The sequence below is a fragment of the Marinobacter sp. bablab_jr003 genome (genome assembly GCF_016464245.1).
Lineage (GTDB): Bacteria > Pseudomonadota > Gammaproteobacteria > Pseudomonadales > Oleiphilaceae > Marinobacter > Marinobacter vinifirmus.
In genome coordinates this window covers 1-18671 of the sequence record NZ_JADARC010000120.1, presented here as the reverse complement: position 1 = coordinate 18671, position 18671 = coordinate 1, and the positions used below count along the sequence as shown (strand labels likewise).

Genomic DNA, 18671 nt, shown 5'->3' with positions numbered 1-18671 from the left:
CGCCCGGAGGCGCCTTTTAATGCTCGCTCAGAAGGTGAAGCCGACGCTGGCGAAGGGGCCGGAGAGCTCCACGTCCAGCTTGTCGTCGTCATCTTCGTAATCAATCGCCATTTCGCGGTAGCCTGCACGCAGCTGCAGCATGGCAATCTCGAACTGGCCGTACACGTTCACATCGTGCAGGGAGTCGCCGCTGTAGCTTACAAAGTTACCGTCAGCGCCCACAGATACACCGGTGAACGGCAGGTCGAAGCGGGCGGCCAGGTAGCCCATGGGTACCACGGCATCGACGGTGGTTTTACTGACGTTGGCGGTATTGGTCTGGTCCCGAACGATCAGCTCACCATCAAACTTGCGAGCGGTCAGGCCGAGATCCAGGTTTACCCAGTTATCCAGCACTTCGTAGTAGAAGGTGGCGTCCAGTTGGTCGAGATCCAGATCGGAGTTAACGTCGGCGTTGATGATGTCATCAAAGCCTTCGGGACCAATCTTACCGCTCCCACTCTCGGAAATGCTGGTGTAGTTCACCCGCACGTTCGGCAGCAGCGGCACCGGATGCTCGAAGTAAGCCGTGAAGTTGGCGTTGCTGTCGCTGTCCATATTGAGATCATTCTCGATATCAACGGCAGAGCCTTTGTTCACCACCTCACCGGAGAAATCGGAATCCCAGTAGCTTACGTTTGCGCCCACGCCCAGAATGTCGGCATTGGCCAACGGGGCCGCCAGTACCAGCGAACCACCTACAGCAATCATCAACTTACGCATACATCACCTTTCTGCTTGTTGTGCTTTATTCAGTCAAAGTTGATGCCAAGACGGCGACCAACTTCCTCATAGGTTTCGATGACATCACCAAGCCCTTGACGGAAACGGTCCTTGTCCATCTTCTTGCGGGTTTCCTTGTCCCAGATACGGCAGCCGTCGGGGCTGAACTCGTCACCCAGTACAATCTCGCCACCGCTGCGGCCGAATTCCAGCTTGTAGTCCACCAGCAGCATGCCGGCGTCATCAAACAGGGCCTTCAGTACGTCGTTCACCTTGTAGGTGAGCTCTTTCATCCTGGCCAGTTCCTGCTCGCCGGCCCAGCCGAAGCTGACCGCCAGGGATTCGTTTACCATCGGATCGTGCAGGGCATCGTTCTTCAGGAACAGTTCGAACGTAGGCGGATTCAGCTCCTGGCCTTCTTCTACACCCAGGCGACGGCACAGGCTGCCGGCGGAAATATTGCGAACCACACACTCCACCGGAATCATGTCCAGCTTCTTGACCAGCGATTCGGTGTCCGACAGCAGGCCCTCGAAGTGAGTCGGTACACCGGCTGCTTCCAGCTTCTCCATGATGAAGGCGTTGAACTTGTTGTTCACCATGCCTTTGCGGTTCAGCTGTTCTTTCTTCTCGCCGTCAAAGGCCGAGGTGTCATCCCGGAATACCAGAACAAAACGCTCGGGGTCGTCAGTGCGATATACGGATTTTGCCTTGCCGGCGTAGAGTTCTTCACGCTTTTCCATTGGGGTCTCCAAACGCGGGCGACCTGTCAGCCGCCCCGTTGATCAATACAGTTGTTCAAACAAACGGGTGAGCAAGTCAGATGCGCTGTACTCACCCGTGTAGTTGTCCTGCTGCTCGGCCGTTACAAACACGGCGTCGTCTTGCTGCTCAACCCGCACAGTATGGGTGTGAGTGGGTTCGTCTTTACTGCTGAACCAGGAGAACCAGCCGGGCGAGCGCTCGTCTTCGGTGCGGAAATCCACCTGGAACCAACCGGCACTGCGGTTAAGATCCATTACCTCAGCGTCGATCTCGGTCAGGGAACGGTTTACCTCAGCCCAGGTCCGGCCGTAATCCAGCTCTACCCTCACCGCAGTGGCAACGTCGCCTTCCGACAACAGTCGCACCAAAGGCTCGGCTACCATGCCAGACGCTGCCCGGGAGAAGGACTTGTTGTCTTCACGGGCTTTCAGGAACTCGCCCAGTTCACCCAGCAGGGCTTTCTGGCGCTCCAGGGCCGATTCAGAACCGGCAGCACCGTCATCCCAGCTGACCAGGCCCTCAGGGTTCTCTGCCAGTTCAACCGTGCGGACACGAATCTCGGTGGTCTTGCGGCGGATACCCGGAGCCAGGCGGGTCTGTACCAGCACCCGCGGCTCGTCGGCGGCCGGGGTGTTATCCAGGCCGAGAAGCTCACGGCTGCGCTTGCTGAAGTTGGCCAGCTCACTCTGCATAACGCCCAGCTGGGGGCTGTCGTGGGCCATGCCCAGGCCTGACTGGTTCATCCAGGCGCTGACCACCGGCCACAGCCGGCCCGGCACTTCGTTCACCAGCAGCCAGGCCCGACCATCCAGCTCTTCGATCACATAGTTCTGATCGAGAATCTCGGAGGTCATGTCCGGGGGTTTGGGAATCGACGACGGATACATCCGGCGGGAATCATCGGTATTGATGCTCCGTACCGGCATGATTTCAGAAAAACGGGACTGGTCTGCGCTCTCCGGGATTTCAATGGGCTGCCCTTCGGGCGCATCCACGTAGCGCTGGGAACGGTCTTCCAGCAAGCTGCAACCAGCCAGGCTGGTTACAAGCAGAATCCCGGCCACTGGCCGGGACATCTGCGGGGTTTTACTGCGGGCTCGTGCAAGAAACTGCATCGGCAACTCCGGTTAGCGGGTGGTTCTTACGGCTTCAGAGAACACCAGCGGCTCTGAGGGCGTCTTCCACCTCGCCGTGGAACTTCTCGCTGAGCGGTGTCAGCGGCAATCGGATGCCTTCACCAATCATGCCCATGCGCTGCAAGGCCCATTTCACCGGAATCGGATTGGCTTCCAGGAACAGCTTGCGGTTCAGCGGCATCAGCAGCTCGTTAAGGCGAGCGGTTTCGCCCTGATCACCGGCAACCGCCGCTTCACACAGCTGGGACATGGCTTTCGGAGCCACGTTCGCGGTTACCGAAACGTTACCCTTGGCGCCGGCCAGCATCAGGTCTGCGGCTGTGGCGTCGTCACCGGAGTAAACCGCCAGGCGGCCTTTAACGGCCTCGATCAGTTCGCTGCCGCGGGGAATGTTACCGGTGGCGTCTTTAATACCGACAATATTGGGAATATCAGCCAGGCGCTCAACGGTCTCGTTCAACATGTCACAGGCGGTACGCCCCGGCACGTTGTACAGAATCTGGTTCATGCCCGGTACAGCTTCGGCGATGGTCTTGAAGTGCTGGTACAGGCCTTCTTGGGTCGGCTTGTTGTAGTAAGGCACCACAAGCAGACAGGCATCGGCACCCAGTTTATGGGCTTCAGTGGTCAGTTCGATCGCTTCGCGCGTACTATTACCACCGGTACCGGCAATCACAGGAATCCGGCCGGCCACCCGTTTTATGATATGCCCGATAACCCGACAATGCTCTTTCGGGTCCAGGGTTGCGGATTCGCCGGTGGTGCCGACAGCCACAATGCCGTGAGTGCCGTTTTCGATATGAAAGTCGACCAGTTTGTCCAGATCCTCCCAGTGAATCTCACCGTCTGGATGCATGGGCGTGACCAGTGCGACAAGGCTACCCGTAATCATAAAAGCTCCGTCCGAATAAAACCGATATGGTAATGTTGGGCTCGTAACGACACAAGGGAATTCAAGGAGAACTCATGTCATCTGTAGCATTGAACCAACCCATCCCTGATTTTGAAGCCGAGGCCACCGGTGAACAGGTCATCCGGCCGGCCGACCTCAGGGGCAAAAACATCGTTATCTATTTCTACCCGAAAGACAATACACCCGGCTGCACCACCGAGGGCCAGGACTTCCGCGATCGCATGTCACAGTTCGCGGAGCTGGACACCGAAATCTTTGGTGTTTCCCGGGATGGCCTGAAGGCTCACGAGAACTTTCGGGCGAAATACGATTTCCCCTTTCACCTGATCTCAGACAAAGATGAAACCCTGTGCAAGCTGTTTGACGTCATCAAACTGAAAAAGCTCTATGGCAAGGAGCATCTTGGCATCGAACGCAGCACCTTCCTGTTCGACAAGAAAGGTGTGCTGCGCCAGGAGTGGCGGGGCGTAAAAGTACCCGGCCACGTTGACGAAGTGCTCGAGGCCGTCAAGGCGCTCTGAATCAGGTTTCCTGTGCCGGTGCGGGTATGTCTTCCTGCACCGGCCACGCGGCAAACACGGCTTTCAGCATGGTTGCCAGCGGAATCGCAAAGAACACACCCCACAAGCCCCAGATACCTCCGAAGAACAGTACCGCCACGATAATGGCCACCGGGTGCAGGTTGTTAACCTCTGAAAACAGTACCGGAACAAGCACGTTGCCATCCAACGCCTGGATAATGCCGTAAACCACCATGATCCAGATAAACTGGCTGCTCCAGCCAAAGGCGAACAAGCCGATCACGGCGACCGGCACGGTCACCACGGCGGCACCGATATAGGGAATCACCACGCTCAGCCCCACCAGCAAAGAGAGCAGCGCAGCATAGGGCATGCCCAGCAACTTGAACGCCACGTAGGTGGTCCCGCCAACGATCAGGATTTCCACGGCTTTACCGCGCACATAGTTGGCACATTGCAGGTTAACTTCGTGCCAGATACGAACCATCATCGGGCGTTGCGGCGGCAGCAGGCGGCCAATGGAATTGACGATGAGCTCCCGGTCTTTCAGGAAGAAAAACACCAGGATCGGCACCAGCACCATATAAATCAGCAGGGCCACCAGGTCCGGAATACTGGAAAGCGAGAAAGACACCAGCCACTGGGTTGCGTGCCCTACTTCCGCAGAGATTTCCGCGTAGATCAGGTTCACCGCCTCTTCGGAGACCAGATGGGGATATTCCTGCGGCAACAGTGAAAGATACGACTGCAGCTCGCGGATAATCCGGGGCGCTTCGCCGGCCAGGGTGCTCACCTGCGTCCAGATAAGCGGCAGCAGGCCGAAGATAAACCCGATCAGCACACCCATAAACATCAGGAACACCGAAATAACCGCAACCGTCTGGGGAACCCCCATGCGATTCAGCTTGGACACCAGCCCTTGCAGGATAAAAGCGACGATCAGTGATGCAATGGCCGGCGCCAGCATGGCACCGAACCAGATGACGAAAATTGTTCCTGTCACCAGCAGCAAAAAAAGGATGACCGCTTCTTCGTCCGAGAAATACTTGTGGGCCAGGCCCCGTAAAATTCTGACCATGAAAATCTCCGGAAATTAACCGCCGCACTCTATCATGAAACGATAGACGCCATTACTCTCCGATTGGCTGACAAGCCGGTGGGGCGACATGGCAACATAGGCGGGAATGTCCCGGTTAGAGCCGGCATCGGTAGCCAGCACTTCCAGCTGCTCACCCGGCGACATGCTGTTGAGCTCAAGCTTGGTCTTCAGTAACGGCATCGGGCAGCGCAGGCCGCTTGCGTCCAGACTTCGGTCAGCCATAAGAAAAAGTTACCATTAACATTCAGTCAGTATTCAGGCACGCATTATGCCGGTGGTGTTACCCTATTGCACCTCAAGAGTTGGTAATCCAAACCAGAACTTCGAAGGGCACCACTGGTCTAACGGCCATCTGAAACCGGGGCAGTATCGGAATCCATGACGCACTCCAAAAATCGCCGAAGCAGATCGCGTTCAAGCCTGGCCCTGACCCTGGCCGCCAGCCTGCTGGCCACACCGGCTGCGCTGACCGCCGACAACTCCACACTGCCCAGCATTGGCGGCAGCGGTGGCCTGATTTCCGGCCAGCAGGAGGCCGACATCGGCCAGCAGGTGATGACCTCCATCCGGCGCTCGGCCCCGCAGATCCAGGACCCGCTGGTTTACGACTATCTCAGTTCAATGATTTACCGGCTGGTGCCCTCGGCTCCGCTGGATGATCGCAATCTCAGCCTGGTACTGATCGACAGCCCTGCCCTGAACGCCTTTGCCGTGCCCGGCGGTATCGTTGGCGTGAATGGCGGCCTGTTTTTGAACGCCGCCACCGAGCAGCAGTTTGCTTCGGTACTCGCCCACGAACTGGCGCACCTGAGCCAGCGTCACTTTGCCCGGCGCATGCAGCAGCAGGAAACCAGCGCACCGCTGACCCTCGCCGGCATGATTGCCGGCATTGTGTTATCGGCAGTGACCCAGTCAGACATCGGCATCGCCGCCATTGCCGGCACCCAGGCCATCTCCATGCAGAACATGCTGGCCTACAGCCGATCCCACGAACAGGAAGCTGACCGTGTGGGCCTGGACATCCTGGCCAGCGCCGGCATGGATCCGCGGGGCATGCCGGAAATGTTCGAGATCATGATGCGCCAGAACCGTCTGCAAGGTAACCGGCTGCCGGAATACCTTTCCACGCACCCGCTCACCCAGAGCCGGGTAGCCGACACCCGCAACCGGGCCGAGCAATACCCTGACGAACGAGTGCGGGATGGCCAGGAATACCACCTTGTGCGCAGCCGGCTGCAGGTGCACTACGCCCAATCCCCGGAGATTGCGATCGAAACCTTCGAGGCCTACCTGAACCGGGACGACGCCCAGCGCAACGATGCTATCCGCTATGGCCTGGCCGTGGCCTATCACGAAGCCAGGCAGTACCAGAAGGCAGAAAACATCCTGAGGGAGCTGCTGGAAGACAATCCGGGGCGCATCACGTTTCAGGTCTCCCTGGCCGAAACACAAATCAGCCAGCAGCGCTTTGCCGAGGCCAGGAACCTGTTGCAGGGTGCGCTGTCACGCAATCCGGGCAACTACCCGATCAGCATGATGCTGGCCAGCGCCGAAATCGGTGACGGTAACGGCTCTGCAGCAGCGTCTGTACTCAGGGATATGAGCCGACAATATCCGCACCAGGAACAGGTCTGGCTGCGACTGGCAGAAGCGGAAGGTATGGCCCGCAATATTGTGGGCGTGCATCGGGCACGGGCAGAGTATGAGGTATTGATGGGAGACTGGCGTGCGGCCCAGCGCCAGTTGCGCCAGGCCCAGGAACTGCTGCCGGCCGGGTCTACCGAACGGCAGGTGATCAACCAGCGTCTGGGCGAAATTGCCAGCCGCCTTCAGGAGGCCCGCCAGTAAGGACGGGCAAGGCTGAAATCAGGCGTTGCCTGCGGCCTTCAGGTTCATATTGGCAGTAAAATCCAGCATACGGCGCAGGGGGCGCAAGGCATCCTCACGCAATGCATCGTCTACCAGCACTTCCTGGTCACCGGTTTCCAGGACATGCAGCAGGTTCTCGAGCCCGTTCATGGCCATCCAGGGGCAATGGGCACAGCTGCGGCAGGTAGCACCGTTTCCGGCAGTCGGAGCTTCAATCAAAGTCTTGTTCGGCGCCAGCTGCTGCATCTTGTAGAAGATACCGTTGTCGGTGGCGACAATGAACTCTTCATTCGGCAGGGTCTGCACCGCGTGAATCAGCTGGGACGTTGAACCCACCACATCCGCCATCTGCACCACGGCATCCGGTGATTCCGGGTGCACCAGCACGGCGGCATCCGGGTACAGGGCCTTGAGGTCTTCCAGGCCGCGGAACTTGAATTCCTCGTGCACAATGCAGGAGCCGTCCCACAGCAGCACATCGGCGCCCGTAGTCTTCTGCACGTAGTGGCCAAGGTGTTTGTCTGGCGCCCACAGGATTTTCTCGCCCCGGGCATCCAGGTGCTCAACAATAGCCTGGGCACAGCTGGAGGTAACCACCCAGTCTGCCCTCGCCTTCACGGCCGCCGAAGTATTGGCGTAGACCACCACGGTCCGGTCCGGATGCTGGTCGCAGAACTCGGAGAACTCGTCCGCCGGGCAGCCCACATCCAGCGAGCAGGTCGCCTCCAGGGTGGGCATAAGCACACGCTTTTCCGGGTTAAGGATCTTGGCGGTCTCGCCCATGAAGCGGACGCCTGCCACCACAACCGTAGACGCGGGATGCTGATTGCCAAAGCGGGCCATTTCCAGCGAGTCTGCCACACAGCCGCCGGTTTCCTCAGCCAGTCGCTGGATGTCCGGGTCTGTGTAGTAATGCGCAACCAGCACGGCATCCTTCGCCTTGAGGGCATCTTTGATGCGCGCCTCGAGGTCGGCCTTTTCACTGTCGCTCAAAGGCTTGGGCTCGGCCTGGTGGGCCAGGTGTTCCTGAACAAGGATACGGTCTTGCGCTCGTGTCATCGCTGGATCTCTGAAATACGTTTACCGCCAGAGTATATCACTTCCCCACCGCATTTCATCGGCCTGCAATATACCCGTGATAAAGCCCTGAGTGGCTGCCGGGGCTGATTGAAAGATGGTGGCCCGACAGGCAAAAAAAAAGAGCCCGAAGGCTCTTTTTTTCAACCGAATCGCCCTGAGGCACTCCGGTTTGTTGGTGGGTCGTGAAGGATTCGAACCTTCGACCAATTGGTTAAAAGCCAACTGCTCTACCAACTGAGCTAACGACCCGTAACTGTTTTGCCGGCCTTTCATCCGGCGAACACCCGCGTTGGTTTCGGGCATTCTGTGTTTGGTGGGTCGTGAAGGATTCGAACCTTCGACCAATTGGTTAAAAGCCAACTGCTCTACCAACTGAGCTAACGACCCAAACGAGGCGCACATATTACTGAATTTTTTTTGGTGATCAACCCCTTTTTTCGGGAATCTTTATATTTTTTTCCTGACTGATCACCGGACAACCGGATCGTTCAATGTGCGATCAACTTCCTGCACTGTCCAGGTATTTTTTAGCCAGGTCTGCGGCAGACGATTGCGGATAACGATCGACCACGCTCTGCATCCGGCGCACGGCTTCGTCTTTCTCGCCCAGCCGATCCAGCGCGACACCCAGCTTGTAGACCGCATCTGGCGCTTTGCGGTGATCACTGTAGCGGGTTGCCACAATCGTGAACGCCTGCTTGGCCTGCTCGGGCTGCGGCTTTGCCAGATAAACCTCACCGAGCCAGTAATAGGCATTCACGGTAAGGTCGCCTTCGGGATACTTGTCGACAAAGTCATACAGCCGGGAAATGGCGGCGTCGTAATCTTTGTCGTTACGGATCAGGCTGATGATCTCGTCGTAGGCCTGTTTCTCGTCCGCTTCCGGAGACCGGTAAACCTTCACCGGCTGTACCGGCTGCGAGCCACTGCCCCCTGAAGCGTCCGAGGCCCCGCCGGAACTTGCGGCAGCAGGCTCCGGACGCGCTTCGATCGCCTTGGAGAGATCCAGGATACGCTGGTCCAGGTCGACGTACCGATCCCGGCCCTGCTGTTGCAACCGGTTAATTTCATGCTGCTGCTCTTCAACCCGGCCCTGCAGGCGGCGAACATCGCCCTGCAACTGCTGGATCATATAGAACAGTTCGGCACTGCTCTGGGAGGAGACATTCGACGACTGTGCGTGAACGACTCCCGCCAGGCCAAGGCCCAGCGGGATCAGCACGGTCGCCATGAGCTGTTTTCTCATGGGCCCGTCCGGTTAATCAGAAGGTTTACTGGAAAATCAACTCTACGCGACGGTTCTGCGCCCGGGCGCTGTCGGAAGTGCCACGTACAGCCGGCTTCTCTTCTCCGTAGCTTACGGTTTCCATCTGGCCACGGGAAGCCCCGTTCACAATCAGGAAACGCTGGATAGCATTGGCACGGCGCTCACCAAGGGCCAGGTTGTACTCCTTGGTACCGCGGTCATCGGCGTGGCCTTCCAGGCGAACCTGCTGGCGCGGATTGTCGGCCAGGTAGCGGGCGTGGGCAACCAGCACGTCACGGGCTTCCTGCTTGATTTCGGAAGTATCGAAATCGAAGTAGAAGGTTGTGATATCACGCAGGGCCTGCTGCTCGGCCTGCTCACGGGCAGCCTGGCGCTCTTCGTCGCTCAGAACACCGGAGGAAACGCCATCGCCATCGTCGCCACCATATACCGTAGAGCCGTCATCACCGCCGACAGCCTGGACGTCAGAACCGTAGGCTTCGTCTTCCATGTTTTCGCCGGTGGAGCTACAGCCTGCTACCAGTCCGGCAGAAAGTACCATAGCGAACACTTTTGTTGAGAATGACAGTTTCATACTTCCTTTCCCTCTTTTTGAGTTTGCTTAAATCAGTTTTTCTGCCCGCGCTAACAGCCTCAGCGGGTGATCGGCCCCCAGGCCGGTTCTCTTACATCGCCATCGGCCGCAGGCAGGCTGTAGGCCGCACCGCCGTCGGCAGAAACAACGGTCAACACGCTGGCTCCGTTCTGGCCGGTGGCATAGATCAGCAGTCGGCCATTGGGCGACACACTGGGTGATTCATCCGATTCGGTGCGGGTGATAATGCTTTCATCACCGGTTTTCAGGTTGGTGCGGGCAATGTGGAATGCCCGGTCCCGCTGGTGCACGTAATACACGTACTCACCCTTGTTATCCGGCCGAGGCCGTGCGTTGTAACGACTGCCGAAGGTGATCCGGCGCGGCTCGGCACCCGGGCGCTCCATGAAGTAGATCTGCGGGCCACCGGAACGGTCCGAGGTAAAGTAAATGCCCTTGTTGGCATAGTCCCAGGCCGGCTCGGTGTCGATGGCCCAGTGGTTGGTCAGCTTGGTGGTTTTCCGGCTGGCCAGGTCCATCTGGTAGATTTCCGCATTGCCGTCACGGGACAGGGTCATCAACAGGGACTTGCCGTCTTCCGACCAGGCCGGGGCCGAGTTCAGGCCGGAGAAATCCGCTACCTTGTCCCGCTGTCCGGAAGACAGCTCGTGCACGTAGATGGCTGGCTTGCCAGTTTCGAACGACACATAGGCCAGCTTCTTGCCGTCCGGCGACCAGGCCGGGGACAGAATCGGCTCACGGCTTTCCAGCCGGATTTTTGCCCGCTTGCCGTCCACGTCACTGACCTGGAGCCGGTAACGCATCTGGTCGTCCTCACCGCTCACCGTCACATAGGCGAGCTTGGTGGAGAACACGCCCGGCTCTCCGGTAATGGCTTCGTAAATGCGGTCGCTGATGTGATGCGCCAGGGTGCGGACGCTGCCAACACCGGCAGCTGCGGTCTCACCCAGGATCCGCTTCTCCTGGTTTACATCAAACAGTTCATAGCGGGCCTGAACCCTGTCGCCACTGCGGGTCAGTTCGCCTACCAGCACATAGCGCTGGCCGAGCATGCGCCAGTCCCGGAAGTACACATCCGAACCCTTCGATGGCAGGCTCAGCATTTTCGAGGGTTCAAGCGTGCGGAACTCACCGCTCATGGTGAGGTCGCCCTGTACGATACTGCTCACCTTGTCGCCCGGCGGCATGGCGCCGCTTTCGGCAAACGGCACAACCGACACCGGAATGGCCGAGTTCGCCCCTTCGGTTATCCGGATCAGCAGCTCGGCGCTGGCGTTACCTGCCGACAGCATCATCGCTGCCAGCCAGCCGGTCAGGAGCATTTTCACGGTTGTTTTATGGCAACTCGTTTTTTGTGTCATATCAGTCCCTGGCCTCACCGCAGGCGTTGCGGATTGAATTCAATCGTAAACTGGCGGAAGTACCGCTCGAAAGTATCCCTGTCGTCCGGTACCGGGTAGCGGTTAAGCGAGCGGGCCGCACCCAGCGCCGAGTTATCGAATGCTGTATTACCACTACTGCTGACCAGCCGCACATTGGCGAGTTCCCCGGTCGGCAACAGGGTGATCTGCAGCCTGGCCACCATGTTCTCTGTGGCGGAAGACGGCGGATACCAGGCCTGGCTCAGACGGTCCCGAATCAGGGCCTGGTACTTTTCGCTGTCACTGAGCATCCGGGCTTCCCGGGCTCGTGCCGCTGCTGCCTCCTGCTGGCGCCGTGCTTCTGCCTCACGTTCCTGCCGCGCCTGCTCAGCCAGTGCTTCCAGCTGCTGTTCTTTCAGGCGGCGCTCGGCTTCTTTGCGTTTGCGCTCTGCCTCTTCCCGGGCTTGCTGTTCCTGGCGCTGGCGTTCGGCCTCCTCACGGCGGCGCTGCTCTTCTTCCGCCTTACGCTTAGCCTCTTCGCGGGCACGCTGTTCCTGCTCGGCTTTCTGGCGAGCACGCTGCTTTGCCTCGGCTTCCGCTTTCTGGCGGGCGGCTTCTTTCTCGCGAGCCTGTTGCTCGGCCAGCTCCCGGGCTTTCGCCTCCTGCTGTTTGCGCTCCTGCTCTCGCTTGCGAGCCTGCTCTTCGGCCTCTTTGCGCCTGGCTTCTTCCTGTTGCCGCTTGCGCTCGGCTTCCGCTTGCTGCCGCTCTTTCTCTTCCTGCAGGCGACGCTCTTCTTCCTTGTCTCGCTGATCCTGCTCGTCGACCACCGGGCTGGGTTTGGGCTCGGGGCTTACCAGCCTTGCCGAGATACTGCGGGGCTCCGGTTCCTGTACAGGATTGGTCCACGACCAGCCTGCCAGGGCAATCACCAGAAGCAACACATGCAGCACCACCGATAACACAACCGGCGACTTCCACGGTGGCGTATCGGTACTGATCGTTTCCCGTTCGTGACCTGTCACAACTCGTTCGCCACCTTGTTACGGGTTAGTGTCGGGCATGTCTGTGATAAGTCCAACGCCACTGGCGCCGGCCGCCTGCAGTGCCGCCATCAGGCGCACCACAACACCGTAATCCACAAACTCGTCCCCGCGTACCATGATTTCACTGTTGGCCCGCTGGGAAAGAATCTTCGCCACCTGGTCGGTCACTTCGTCCAGCGACATCGGATCGCCGCCACGATCACCCACTTCCAGGTAATAGGCGCCATTGGCATCCACCGACACGGTAATGGATTCCACGTCTTTGTCCTGCTGGATCGGGTCAGACGTGGTCTCCGGCAAATCCACCTTCACCCCCTGGGTGAGCATCGGCGCCGTCACCATAAAGATCACCAGCAGCACCAGCATTACGTCAATGTAGGGCACCACGTTGATTTCCGACATCGGCCTGCGCCGCTGCTGGGGCATCATTCCCATGCCTTTCATACCGCTTCTCCCCTTTGCCCGGTGTCAGCCATCAGCCTGCGGCCTGGTCGTTGTTGTGAACCCGGCGATGCAGGATGCTGGAGAATTCCTCCGCGAAGGTCTCGTAGTTCTTCAGCAAGGCATCAGACATAGCTGCGAACCGGTTGTAGGCAATAACCGCCGGAATCGCGGCAAAAAGACCCATGGCGGTGGCGATCAGAGCTTCGGAAATGCCCGGCGCAACCGTAGCCAGGGTTGCCTGCTGAACCTGCGCCAGGCCCCGGAAGGAGTTCATGATGCCCCAAACGGTACCGAACAGGCCCACGTAGGGACTGGTGGAACCCACCGTAGCCAGGAACGGCAAATGGGTTTCGAGCCGCTCCTGCTCCCGGGAGAAGGCCACCCGCATGGCGCGCTGGGCACCTTCCATGACCGCATCTGCGTCCCGGCTTTGCTGGCGCAGGCGGGAAAATTCCTTGAAACCGGACCGGAACACCGCCTCCATGCCGGAGTACGGCGTGGGGTCTGAGCTTACTTCCTTGTACAGCTGGCCCAGGTCCATGCCAGACCAGAACCTTTCTTCAAAGGCCAGCTGCGCACGCTTGGCCTTGCGAAACACCTGCAGGCGCTGAAAGATTAAAGCCCAGGACATAACCGAGGCTGCCACCAGCAGCAACATAACCAGTTGCACCAGTACCCCGGCGTTCGCAATCAGATGCCAGACTGAAAGTTCCGCTTCCACTATCTACTCCCGACCAAGTTTATATTTTTCAATTCGTTACGCGGAGTTCTTAAGAATCTCCAACATGTTTTCCGGCAAGCGGCGGGGCTTCCCGGTATCCAGTGCAATGCACGCCACCCGCACTTCTGCCTCACACAATAACTCCCGGCTCTCCGCCTTCAGTACCTGCTGGCGAAAGCTCATCCATACCCGGGACGATGCCACCGGCTCGGCAGTAACCAGCAGCTGGTCATCCAGCTTTGCCGGCGTCCGGTAATGGATGTTCATGCGCTGCACTACGTAGCTGATGTTGTCCTCAAGGCCAGCCCGAAGGCCCACACCCCGGCTGCGAACCCATTCGGTTCGTGCCCGCTCCATGTAGTGCAGGTACTTGGCGTGGAAAACAATACCACCGGCATCCGTATCTTCTATATACACCCTGATAGGTAGTTCGAAGATATTCGGGCTGTTCTCAGTCAAAACGATCTTCCTCCCTACCGGATTTCGGCGGCACCACACCGAAATGCTGGTAGGCGTTGGAGGTCACCATACGCCCCCGGGGGGTGCGCACCATGTAGCCTTGCTGGATCAGGAACGGTTCCAGCACATCCTCGATGGTGCCCCGCTCCTCGCTGATTGCTGCCGCCAGGCTCTCTACGCCCACCGGCCCACCATCAAACTTTTCGATCATCGCCAGTAACAGGCGGCGGTCCATGTGATCAAAGCCCTGGCTGTCTACTTTCAGCATATTCAGGGCCTGGTCGGCGATATCGGCGGTGATATGACCGTCTGAACGCACTTCCGCGAAGTCCCGCACCCGGCGCAGCAGCCGGTTGGCAATCCGTGGTGTGCCCCGGGAGCGGCGGGCAATCTCGAAGGCACCGGACTCATCAATTTTCACTGACGACAGGCGGGCCGAACGGATGATGATGTGGGTAAGGTCCTGGGTGTTATAGAACTCAAGCCGCTGCACAATGCCAAAGCGATCCCGCAACGGCGAAGTCAGCAGGCCGGCACGGGTGGTGGCACCCACCAGCGTGAACGGTGGCAAGTCCAGCTTGATGGAGCGGGCGGCCGGCCCTTCTCCGATCATAATATCCAGCTGGTAGTCTTCCATGGCCGGATACAGCACTTCTTCAACCGCAGCGCTCAGGCGATGAATCTCGTCGATAAACAGGACATCGCCTTCTTCCAGGTTGGTGAGCATGGCGGCCAGGTCGCCGGCTTTCTCGAGCACCGGTCCGGAGGTGGTCTTGATAGACACCCCCATCTCGTTGGCAATGATGTTGGCCAGCGTGGTTTTACCCAGCCCCGGCGGGCCGAAGATCAACACGTGGTCCAGGGCTTCCTGCCGGGCACGGGCGGCAGAAATGAAGATCTCCATCTGTTCACGGACACTGGGCTGGCCAACATACTCGGATAGCAGCGTAGGCCGGATGGCCCGGTCCTGCACTTCTTCGTAGTCTCCGGCTGTCGCCGATATCAGTCGGTCCGATTCAATCATGGCATTATCCGCTTGCTGGGAATAAACAACGTGCCCATTGGTTGCCCCTGAATTCCAGGTTGCACCAATTGTACAAAGGGCTTGGTTCGAGTCACGTTACGCTCTCTACACAATAGTGTCATGGAGCGACACAAAAAAGCCGGGACATCACCCGGCCGGTATCATGTTCTTCAGGGCAAGCCGGATCAGCATTTCGCTGGTCATCTCCGGCTCGGCTACCTTGCTGATGGCCTTTGCCGCTTCCTGGGGTTTGTAGCCCAGGGCAATCAGGGCCGCTTCTGCTTCGTCCCGCGGGTCCGGGCCTGTTGGCGAGTGGTTGCCTGGGCCACCTGATGCAGCCGGGGTGTCCGGCATCGTCGGCACAAACTGCCCTTCCAGCTGGCCGATACGGTCCGCCACCTCGATCAGCAGTCGCTCTGCAGTCTTTTTGCCGACACCGGGCAGTTTCACCAGGGCGTTGACGTCTTTCACTTCCACGCAGCGGATAAACTGCTGCGCATCCAGGCCAGAGAGTATGCCTACCGCCAGCTTGGGGCCTACACCGTTAACCTTGATCAGCAGGCGGAACAAATCACGGTCGAGCCGTGAGGCAAAGCCGAACAGGCTCTGGGCATCTTCCCGCACCGCAAAATGGGTGTGCAGGGTGACTTCCTGGCCCGCATCCGGAAGATGAAAAAACGTGGTGTAGGGAATGTCGATTTCGTAACCCAGGCCGGAGCATTCCACCAGAACGTGCCCCGGCGCCTTCTCCAGCAATATTCCTCGAATACGACCAATCAAAGCAGGACTCCTGTAGCTGTTGCCAGCCGGTTATTGTTGTCGCACACGCCCGCTACGCACCTTGCCACCAGACCGTGCCAGCTTCATGACACTCTGGTTCATATGGGCATGGCAAAGGGCAATAGCCAGGGCATCGGCAGCATCGGCCTGGGGCTTGCGGGACAACCCCAGCAGCGCCTGTACCATATGCTGCACCTGGGACTTGTCCGCACCACCGGTACCCACCACCGCCTGCTTGACCTGCCGGGCCGAGTACTCGTGTACCGCCAGACCACTGTTGGCAGCACTGACAATGGCGGCTCCCCTGGCCTGCCCCAGTTTCAGGGCGGAATCCGGGTTGCGGGCCATAAACACCTGCTCGATGGCAAATTCTTCAGGGCGATACTCGCCAATGAGAAGCGCAAGGCTTTGGAAGATGGTTTGCAGACGCTCGGCCATGGGCTTTTCCCCCACCCGGATGCAGCCGCTGTCGATGTACTCGATGGTGCGACCTTCCACGCGGATGATGCCATAACCGGTAATTCGGGAACCGGGGTCTACCCCCAGGATGATTGCCATCCGTCTGCCCTCGGAAGTGGGAGAGTTTGGCCAGGCCGGAGGTGGCGCACCACCTCCGGCATTGTGCCCTTACTCTTTGTCTTCTGCCTTGTTGCCTTCAACGGCCTTGGCAGAGCGGCGCAGGCGGATGTGCAGTTCTTTCAGCTGCTTTTCATCAACCTCGCCCGGCGCCTGGGTCATCAGACAGGTGGCGCTCTGGGTTTTCGGGAAGGCGATGACATCGCGGATAGACGAAGAACCGGTCATCAGCATCACCAGGCGATCCAGGCCAAAGGCCAGACCACCGTGCGGCGGGCAACCGAACTTCAGGGCATCCAGCAGGAAGCCGAACTTGGCGCGGGCTTCTTCCTCGCCAATGCCGAGGATGCGGAATACGGCTTCCTGCATTTTCTCGTCGTGGATACGGATGGAACCACCACCCAGCTCGGTACCGTTCAGAACCATGTCATAGGCACGGGACAATGCATTCGCCGGGTCTGCGGCCAGGTCTTCCGGGCTGCAGGACGGTGCGGTGAACGGGTGGTGGATAGCCGTCAGGCCGCCGTCCGGCAGTTCTTCGAACATCGGAAAGTCCACAACCCACATCGGAGCCCACTCGCAGGTGAGCATGTTCAGGTCGTGGCCAACCTTGATGCGCAGGGCACCCAGGGCTTCGTTCACCACGGTAGCCTTGTCGGCACCGAAGAACACGATGTCGCCGTCTTCTGCGCCCACGCGCTCCATGATAGCCAGGGCAACGTCATCACCCAGGAACTTAACAATCGGAGACTGCAGGCCTTCTGCGCCCTTGGCCAGCTCGTTGACCTTGATGTAGGCCAGGCCTTTAGCGCCATAGATACCAACAAACTTGGTGTAGTCGTCAATCTGCTTACGGGTCAGCTCGGCACCTTTGGGCACACGCAGGGCGGCCACGCGGCCTTTCGGGTCCTTGGCGGGGCCGGCAAACACCTTGAAGTCGACACTTTCAACCAGGTCGCCCACGTCTTGCAGCTCGAGCGGGATACGCAGGTCCGGCTTGTCGCTGCCGTAGCGCTGCATGGCCTCGGAGTACGGCATGCGCGGGAATTCCGGCAGGTCGACATCCAGCACGTCTTTGAACAGTGCACGGATCATGTCTTCGTTCAGCTTCATCAGGGCCTCTTCATCAATGAAAGAGGCCTCGATGTCTACCTGGGTGAATTCCGGCTGACGATCGGCCCGCAGGTCTTCGTCACGGAAGCACTTGGCAATCTGGTAGTAACGATCAACGCCGGACACCATCAGCATCTGCTTGAACAGCTGCGGAGACTGGGGCAGCGCGAAGAAGGAGCCTTCGTGGGTACGGCTCGGCACCAGGTAGTCGCGGGCACCTTCCGGTGTGGCACGGGTCAGGATGGGGGTTTCCACATCCATGAAGCCGCGGCTGTCCAGGAAGTTACGGATGTAGCTGGTTACCCGCGAACGGAAACGCAGGCGGTTGATCATTTCAGGACGGCGCAGGTCGATAAAGCGGTAGCGCAGGCGAACGTCTTCACCAACGTCTACATGCTCATCCAGCGGGAACGGAGGCGTGGCGGCGGCGTTCAGGATGGTGACTTCCTTGCCCAGCAGCTCCACCTGGCCGGTCGGCATGTTGTTGTTTTCGGTACCTGCCGGGCGACGACGCACGCGGCCGGTTACTTTAACCACAAACTCGCTGCGAACTTTCTCTGCCAGGGCAAAGCTTTCCGGGGTGTCCGGGTCGACAACCACCTGGGACATGCCATCCCGATCCCGCAGATCCAGGAAAATTACCCCACCGTGGTCACGGCGGCGGTGTACCCATCCGCAGAGTGTAACTTCCTGATCAATGTGAGATTCGTTGATCCCACCGCAATAATGACTGCGCATATCGGTTCCCGTTACGTTTAATGTGTACGTTTGACTTTGAATTCTGGGCGATCGGCGCCCGCATCAGGTGGGGGAAAGGCCTTCCGAAAAACGCTCGAGACATCCCTGTGCGCTTCTGCTCCGCCATCCATGGCTCCGCAAATTTTCGGAAGGCCTTTCCCCCACCTGACGCCATTGTGTTCCCGACCTCAAAGATGTTGGGCCGGCACAAATGAAAGCCGCTCATTATAAACATATTGGGATTGAAAATCAGGCGTCAGGCACCGGAGTTATTGTCAAATCTGGTGTATGACCATCAGGCAGCGTTCCTGCCAGATTGATCTTCCACCTGTATTCCATCCTGAAACTGCACGTTGTCCACGACCAGCTTCAGTTGGTCAAACCCCTTGATTCGCTTCCAGCGTT

20 protein-coding genes and 2 tRNA genes are annotated in these 18671 nt (G+C 58.9%); 2 read left to right on the top strand and 20 right to left on the bottom strand.

The window, feature by feature from the left end:
- Positions 1-27 precede the first annotated feature (27 nt).
- From H3Z84_RS14260 to dapA, 4 genes are read right to left on the bottom strand one after another with little or no spacing between them, the layout of a single operon-like run.
- A complete protein-coding gene (locus tag H3Z84_RS14260; protein WP_058340735.1) occupies positions 28-762 on the bottom strand; it encodes a TIGR04219 family outer membrane beta-barrel protein in 735 nt (244 codons plus the stop codon).
- A gap of 29 nt (positions 763-791) precedes the next feature.
- Entirely contained in the window at positions 792-1505 is a 714-nt protein-coding gene (gene purC / locus H3Z84_RS14255) for a phosphoribosylaminoimidazolesuccinocarboxamide synthase (RefSeq protein ID WP_058340734.1), read from the bottom strand.
- 42 nt (positions 1506-1547) lie between these two features.
- Positions 1548-2642, bottom strand: a complete 1095-nt coding sequence (bamC, locus tag H3Z84_RS14250; RefSeq protein WP_058340733.1) for an outer membrane protein assembly factor BamC — start codon at positions 2640-2642, stop codon at positions 1548-1550.
- A 34-nt stretch (positions 2643-2676) separates the two neighbouring features.
- On the bottom strand, positions 2677-3555 hold the full coding sequence (dapA, locus tag H3Z84_RS14245) for a 4-hydroxy-tetrahydrodipicolinate synthase (RefSeq protein WP_058340732.1): 879 nt from the start codon (positions 3553-3555) through the stop codon (positions 2677-2679).
- A gap of 74 nt (positions 3556-3629) precedes the next feature.
- On the opposite strand from dapA, the gene H3Z84_RS14240 reads away from it, so the two are divergent.
- Entirely contained in the window at positions 3630-4097 is a 468-nt protein-coding gene (locus tag H3Z84_RS14240; RefSeq protein WP_058340731.1) for a peroxiredoxin, read from the top strand.
- Between the two features lies 1 nt (position 4098).
- Here H3Z84_RS14240 and H3Z84_RS14235 read toward each other — a convergent pair whose 3' ends face one another.
- Positions 4099-5175, bottom strand: a complete 1077-nt coding sequence (locus tag H3Z84_RS14235; protein WP_199457927.1) for an AI-2E family transporter — start codon at positions 5173-5175, stop codon at positions 4099-4101.
- Between the two features lie 15 nt (positions 5176-5190).
- Positions 5191-5418, bottom strand: a complete 228-nt coding sequence (locus H3Z84_RS14230) for a sulfurtransferase TusA family protein (RefSeq protein ID WP_022989098.1) — start codon at positions 5416-5418, stop codon at positions 5191-5193.
- Positions 5419-5574: 156 nt separating this feature from the next.
- Here H3Z84_RS14230 and H3Z84_RS14225 point away from each other — a divergent pair, with 156 nt between their 5' ends.
- On the top strand, positions 5575-7044 hold the full coding sequence (locus H3Z84_RS14225; protein WP_199457926.1) for a M48 family metalloprotease: 1470 nt from the start codon (positions 5575-5577) through the stop codon (positions 7042-7044).
- An 18-nt stretch (positions 7045-7062) separates the two neighbouring features.
- Here H3Z84_RS14225 and nadA read toward each other — a convergent pair whose 3' ends face one another.
- The 14 genes from nadA to aspS form a co-directional block, all read right to left on the bottom strand.
- A complete protein-coding gene (nadA, locus tag H3Z84_RS14220) occupies positions 7063-8124 on the bottom strand; it encodes a quinolinate synthase NadA (RefSeq protein ID WP_199457925.1) in 1062 nt (353 codons plus the stop codon).
- Positions 8125-8318: 194 nt separating this feature from the next.
- Positions 8319-8394: transfer RNA gene (locus H3Z84_RS14215), tRNA-Lys, on the bottom strand.
- Positions 8395-8456: 62 nt separating this feature from the next.
- Positions 8457-8532: transfer RNA gene (locus H3Z84_RS14210), tRNA-Lys, on the bottom strand.
- 112 nt (positions 8533-8644) lie between these two features.
- The gene (gene ybgF / locus H3Z84_RS14205) at positions 8645-9391 is read right to left on the bottom strand and encodes a tol-pal system protein YbgF (RefSeq protein WP_199457924.1); all 747 of its coding nucleotides are present in this window, start codon (positions 9389-9391) and stop codon (positions 8645-8647) included.
- A 25-nt stretch (positions 9392-9416) separates the two neighbouring features.
- Positions 9417-9986, bottom strand: a complete 570-nt coding sequence (gene pal / locus H3Z84_RS14200; protein ID WP_199457923.1) for a peptidoglycan-associated lipoprotein Pal — start codon at positions 9984-9986, stop codon at positions 9417-9419.
- Between the two features lie 59 nt (positions 9987-10045).
- Complete coding sequence (gene tolB, locus H3Z84_RS14195; RefSeq protein WP_228285882.1) at positions 10046-11329, bottom strand: Tol-Pal system beta propeller repeat protein TolB; 1284 nt, start codon at positions 11327-11329, stop codon at positions 10046-10048.
- Positions 11330-11382: 53 nt separating this feature from the next.
- Positions 11383-12390 carry a cell envelope integrity protein TolA gene (gene tolA, locus H3Z84_RS14190; RefSeq protein WP_199457921.1) on the bottom strand — a complete coding sequence of 336 codons (1008 nt, stop codon included), beginning with the start codon at positions 12388-12390 and terminating at the stop codon, positions 11383-11385.
- Between the two features lie 18 nt (positions 12391-12408).
- Positions 12409-12855 (bottom strand): protein TolR, encoded by a 447-nt coding sequence (gene tolR / locus H3Z84_RS14185; RefSeq protein ID WP_022989105.1) that lies wholly within the window; start codon positions 12853-12855, stop codon positions 12409-12411.
- 31 nt (positions 12856-12886) lie between these two features.
- Positions 12887-13576 carry a protein TolQ gene (gene tolQ / locus H3Z84_RS14180; protein ID WP_022989106.1) on the bottom strand — a complete coding sequence of 230 codons (690 nt, stop codon included), beginning with the start codon at positions 13574-13576 and terminating at the stop codon, positions 12887-12889.
- 36 nt (positions 13577-13612) lie between these two features.
- Entirely contained in the window at positions 13613-14035 is a 423-nt protein-coding gene (gene ybgC, locus H3Z84_RS14175; protein ID WP_094624160.1) for a tol-pal system-associated acyl-CoA thioesterase, read from the bottom strand.
- Positions 14028-15059, bottom strand: coding sequence for a Holliday junction branch migration DNA helicase RuvB (ruvB, locus tag H3Z84_RS14170; protein ID WP_058340722.1), 1032 nt, complete (start codon positions 15057-15059; stop codon positions 14028-14030). Before ruvB ends, ybgC begins: the two co-directional genes overlap by 8 nt.
- Positions 15060-15206: 147 nt before the next feature.
- Complete coding sequence (ruvA, locus tag H3Z84_RS14165) at positions 15207-15839, bottom strand: Holliday junction branch migration protein RuvA (RefSeq protein WP_199457920.1); 633 nt, start codon at positions 15837-15839, stop codon at positions 15207-15209.
- A 30-nt stretch (positions 15840-15869) separates the two neighbouring features.
- The gene (gene ruvC / locus H3Z84_RS14160) at positions 15870-16397 is read right to left on the bottom strand and encodes a crossover junction endodeoxyribonuclease RuvC (protein WP_022989110.1); all 528 of its coding nucleotides are present in this window, start codon (positions 16395-16397) and stop codon (positions 15870-15872) included.
- Positions 16398-16466: 69 nt separating this feature from the next.
- Entirely contained in the window at positions 16467-18266 is a 1800-nt protein-coding gene (aspS, locus tag H3Z84_RS14155) for an aspartate--tRNA ligase (protein ID WP_094624163.1), read from the bottom strand.
- Between the last annotated feature and the right edge of the window lie 405 nt (positions 18267-18671).

Excerpts from the sequence above, each read along its gene's own strand:
- ruvB (WP_058340722.1), bottom strand. The coding sequence starts at position 15,059 with ATGATTGAATCGGACCGACTGATATCGGCGACAGCCGGAGACTACGAA.
- purC (WP_058340734.1), bottom strand. The coding sequence starts at position 1,505 with ATGGAAAAGCGTGAAGAACTCTACGCCGGCAAGGCAAAATCCGTATAT.
- tolR (WP_022989105.1), bottom strand. The coding sequence starts at position 12,855 with ATGAAAGGCATGGGAATGATGCCCCAGCAGCGGCGCAGGCCGATGTCG.
- dapA (WP_058340732.1), bottom strand. The coding sequence starts at position 3,555 with ATGATTACGGGTAGCCTTGTCGCACTGGTCACGCCCATGCATCCAGAC.
- ruvC (WP_022989110.1), bottom strand. The coding sequence starts at position 16,397 with ATGGCAATCATCCTGGGGGTAGACCCCGGTTCCCGAATTACCGGTTAT.
- pal (WP_199457923.1), bottom strand. The coding sequence starts at position 9,986 with ATGAAACTGTCATTCTCAACAAAAGTGTTCGCTATGGTACTTTCTGCC.
- tolB (WP_228285882.1), bottom strand. The coding sequence starts at position 11,329 with ATGCTCCTGACCGGCTGGCTGGCAGCGATGATGCTGTCGGCAGGTAAC.
- aspS (WP_094624163.1), bottom strand. The coding sequence starts at position 18,266 with ATGCGCAGTCATTATTGCGGTGGGATCAACGAATCTCACATTGATCAG.
- H3Z84_RS14225 (WP_199457926.1), top strand. The coding sequence starts at position 5,575 with ATGACGCACTCCAAAAATCGCCGAAGCAGATCGCGTTCAAGCCTGGCC.
- nadA (WP_199457925.1), bottom strand. The coding sequence starts at position 8,124 with ATGACACGAGCGCAAGACCGTATCCTTGTTCAGGAACACCTGGCCCAC.
- H3Z84_RS14240 (WP_058340731.1), top strand. The coding sequence starts at position 3,630 with ATGTCATCTGTAGCATTGAACCAACCCATCCCTGATTTTGAAGCCGAG.
- H3Z84_RS14260 (WP_058340735.1), bottom strand. The coding sequence starts at position 762 with ATGCGTAAGTTGATGATTGCTGTAGGTGGTTCGCTGGTACTGGCGGCC.
- H3Z84_RS14235 (WP_199457927.1), bottom strand. The coding sequence starts at position 5,175 with ATGGTCAGAATTTTACGGGGCCTGGCCCACAAGTATTTCTCGGACGAA.
- H3Z84_RS14230 (WP_022989098.1), bottom strand. The coding sequence starts at position 5,418 with ATGGCTGACCGAAGTCTGGACGCAAGCGGCCTGCGCTGCCCGATGCCG.
- ybgF (WP_199457924.1), bottom strand. The coding sequence starts at position 9,391 with ATGAGAAAACAGCTCATGGCGACCGTGCTGATCCCGCTGGGCCTTGGC.
- bamC (WP_058340733.1), bottom strand. The coding sequence starts at position 2,642 with ATGCAGTTTCTTGCACGAGCCCGCAGTAAAACCCCGCAGATGTCCCGG.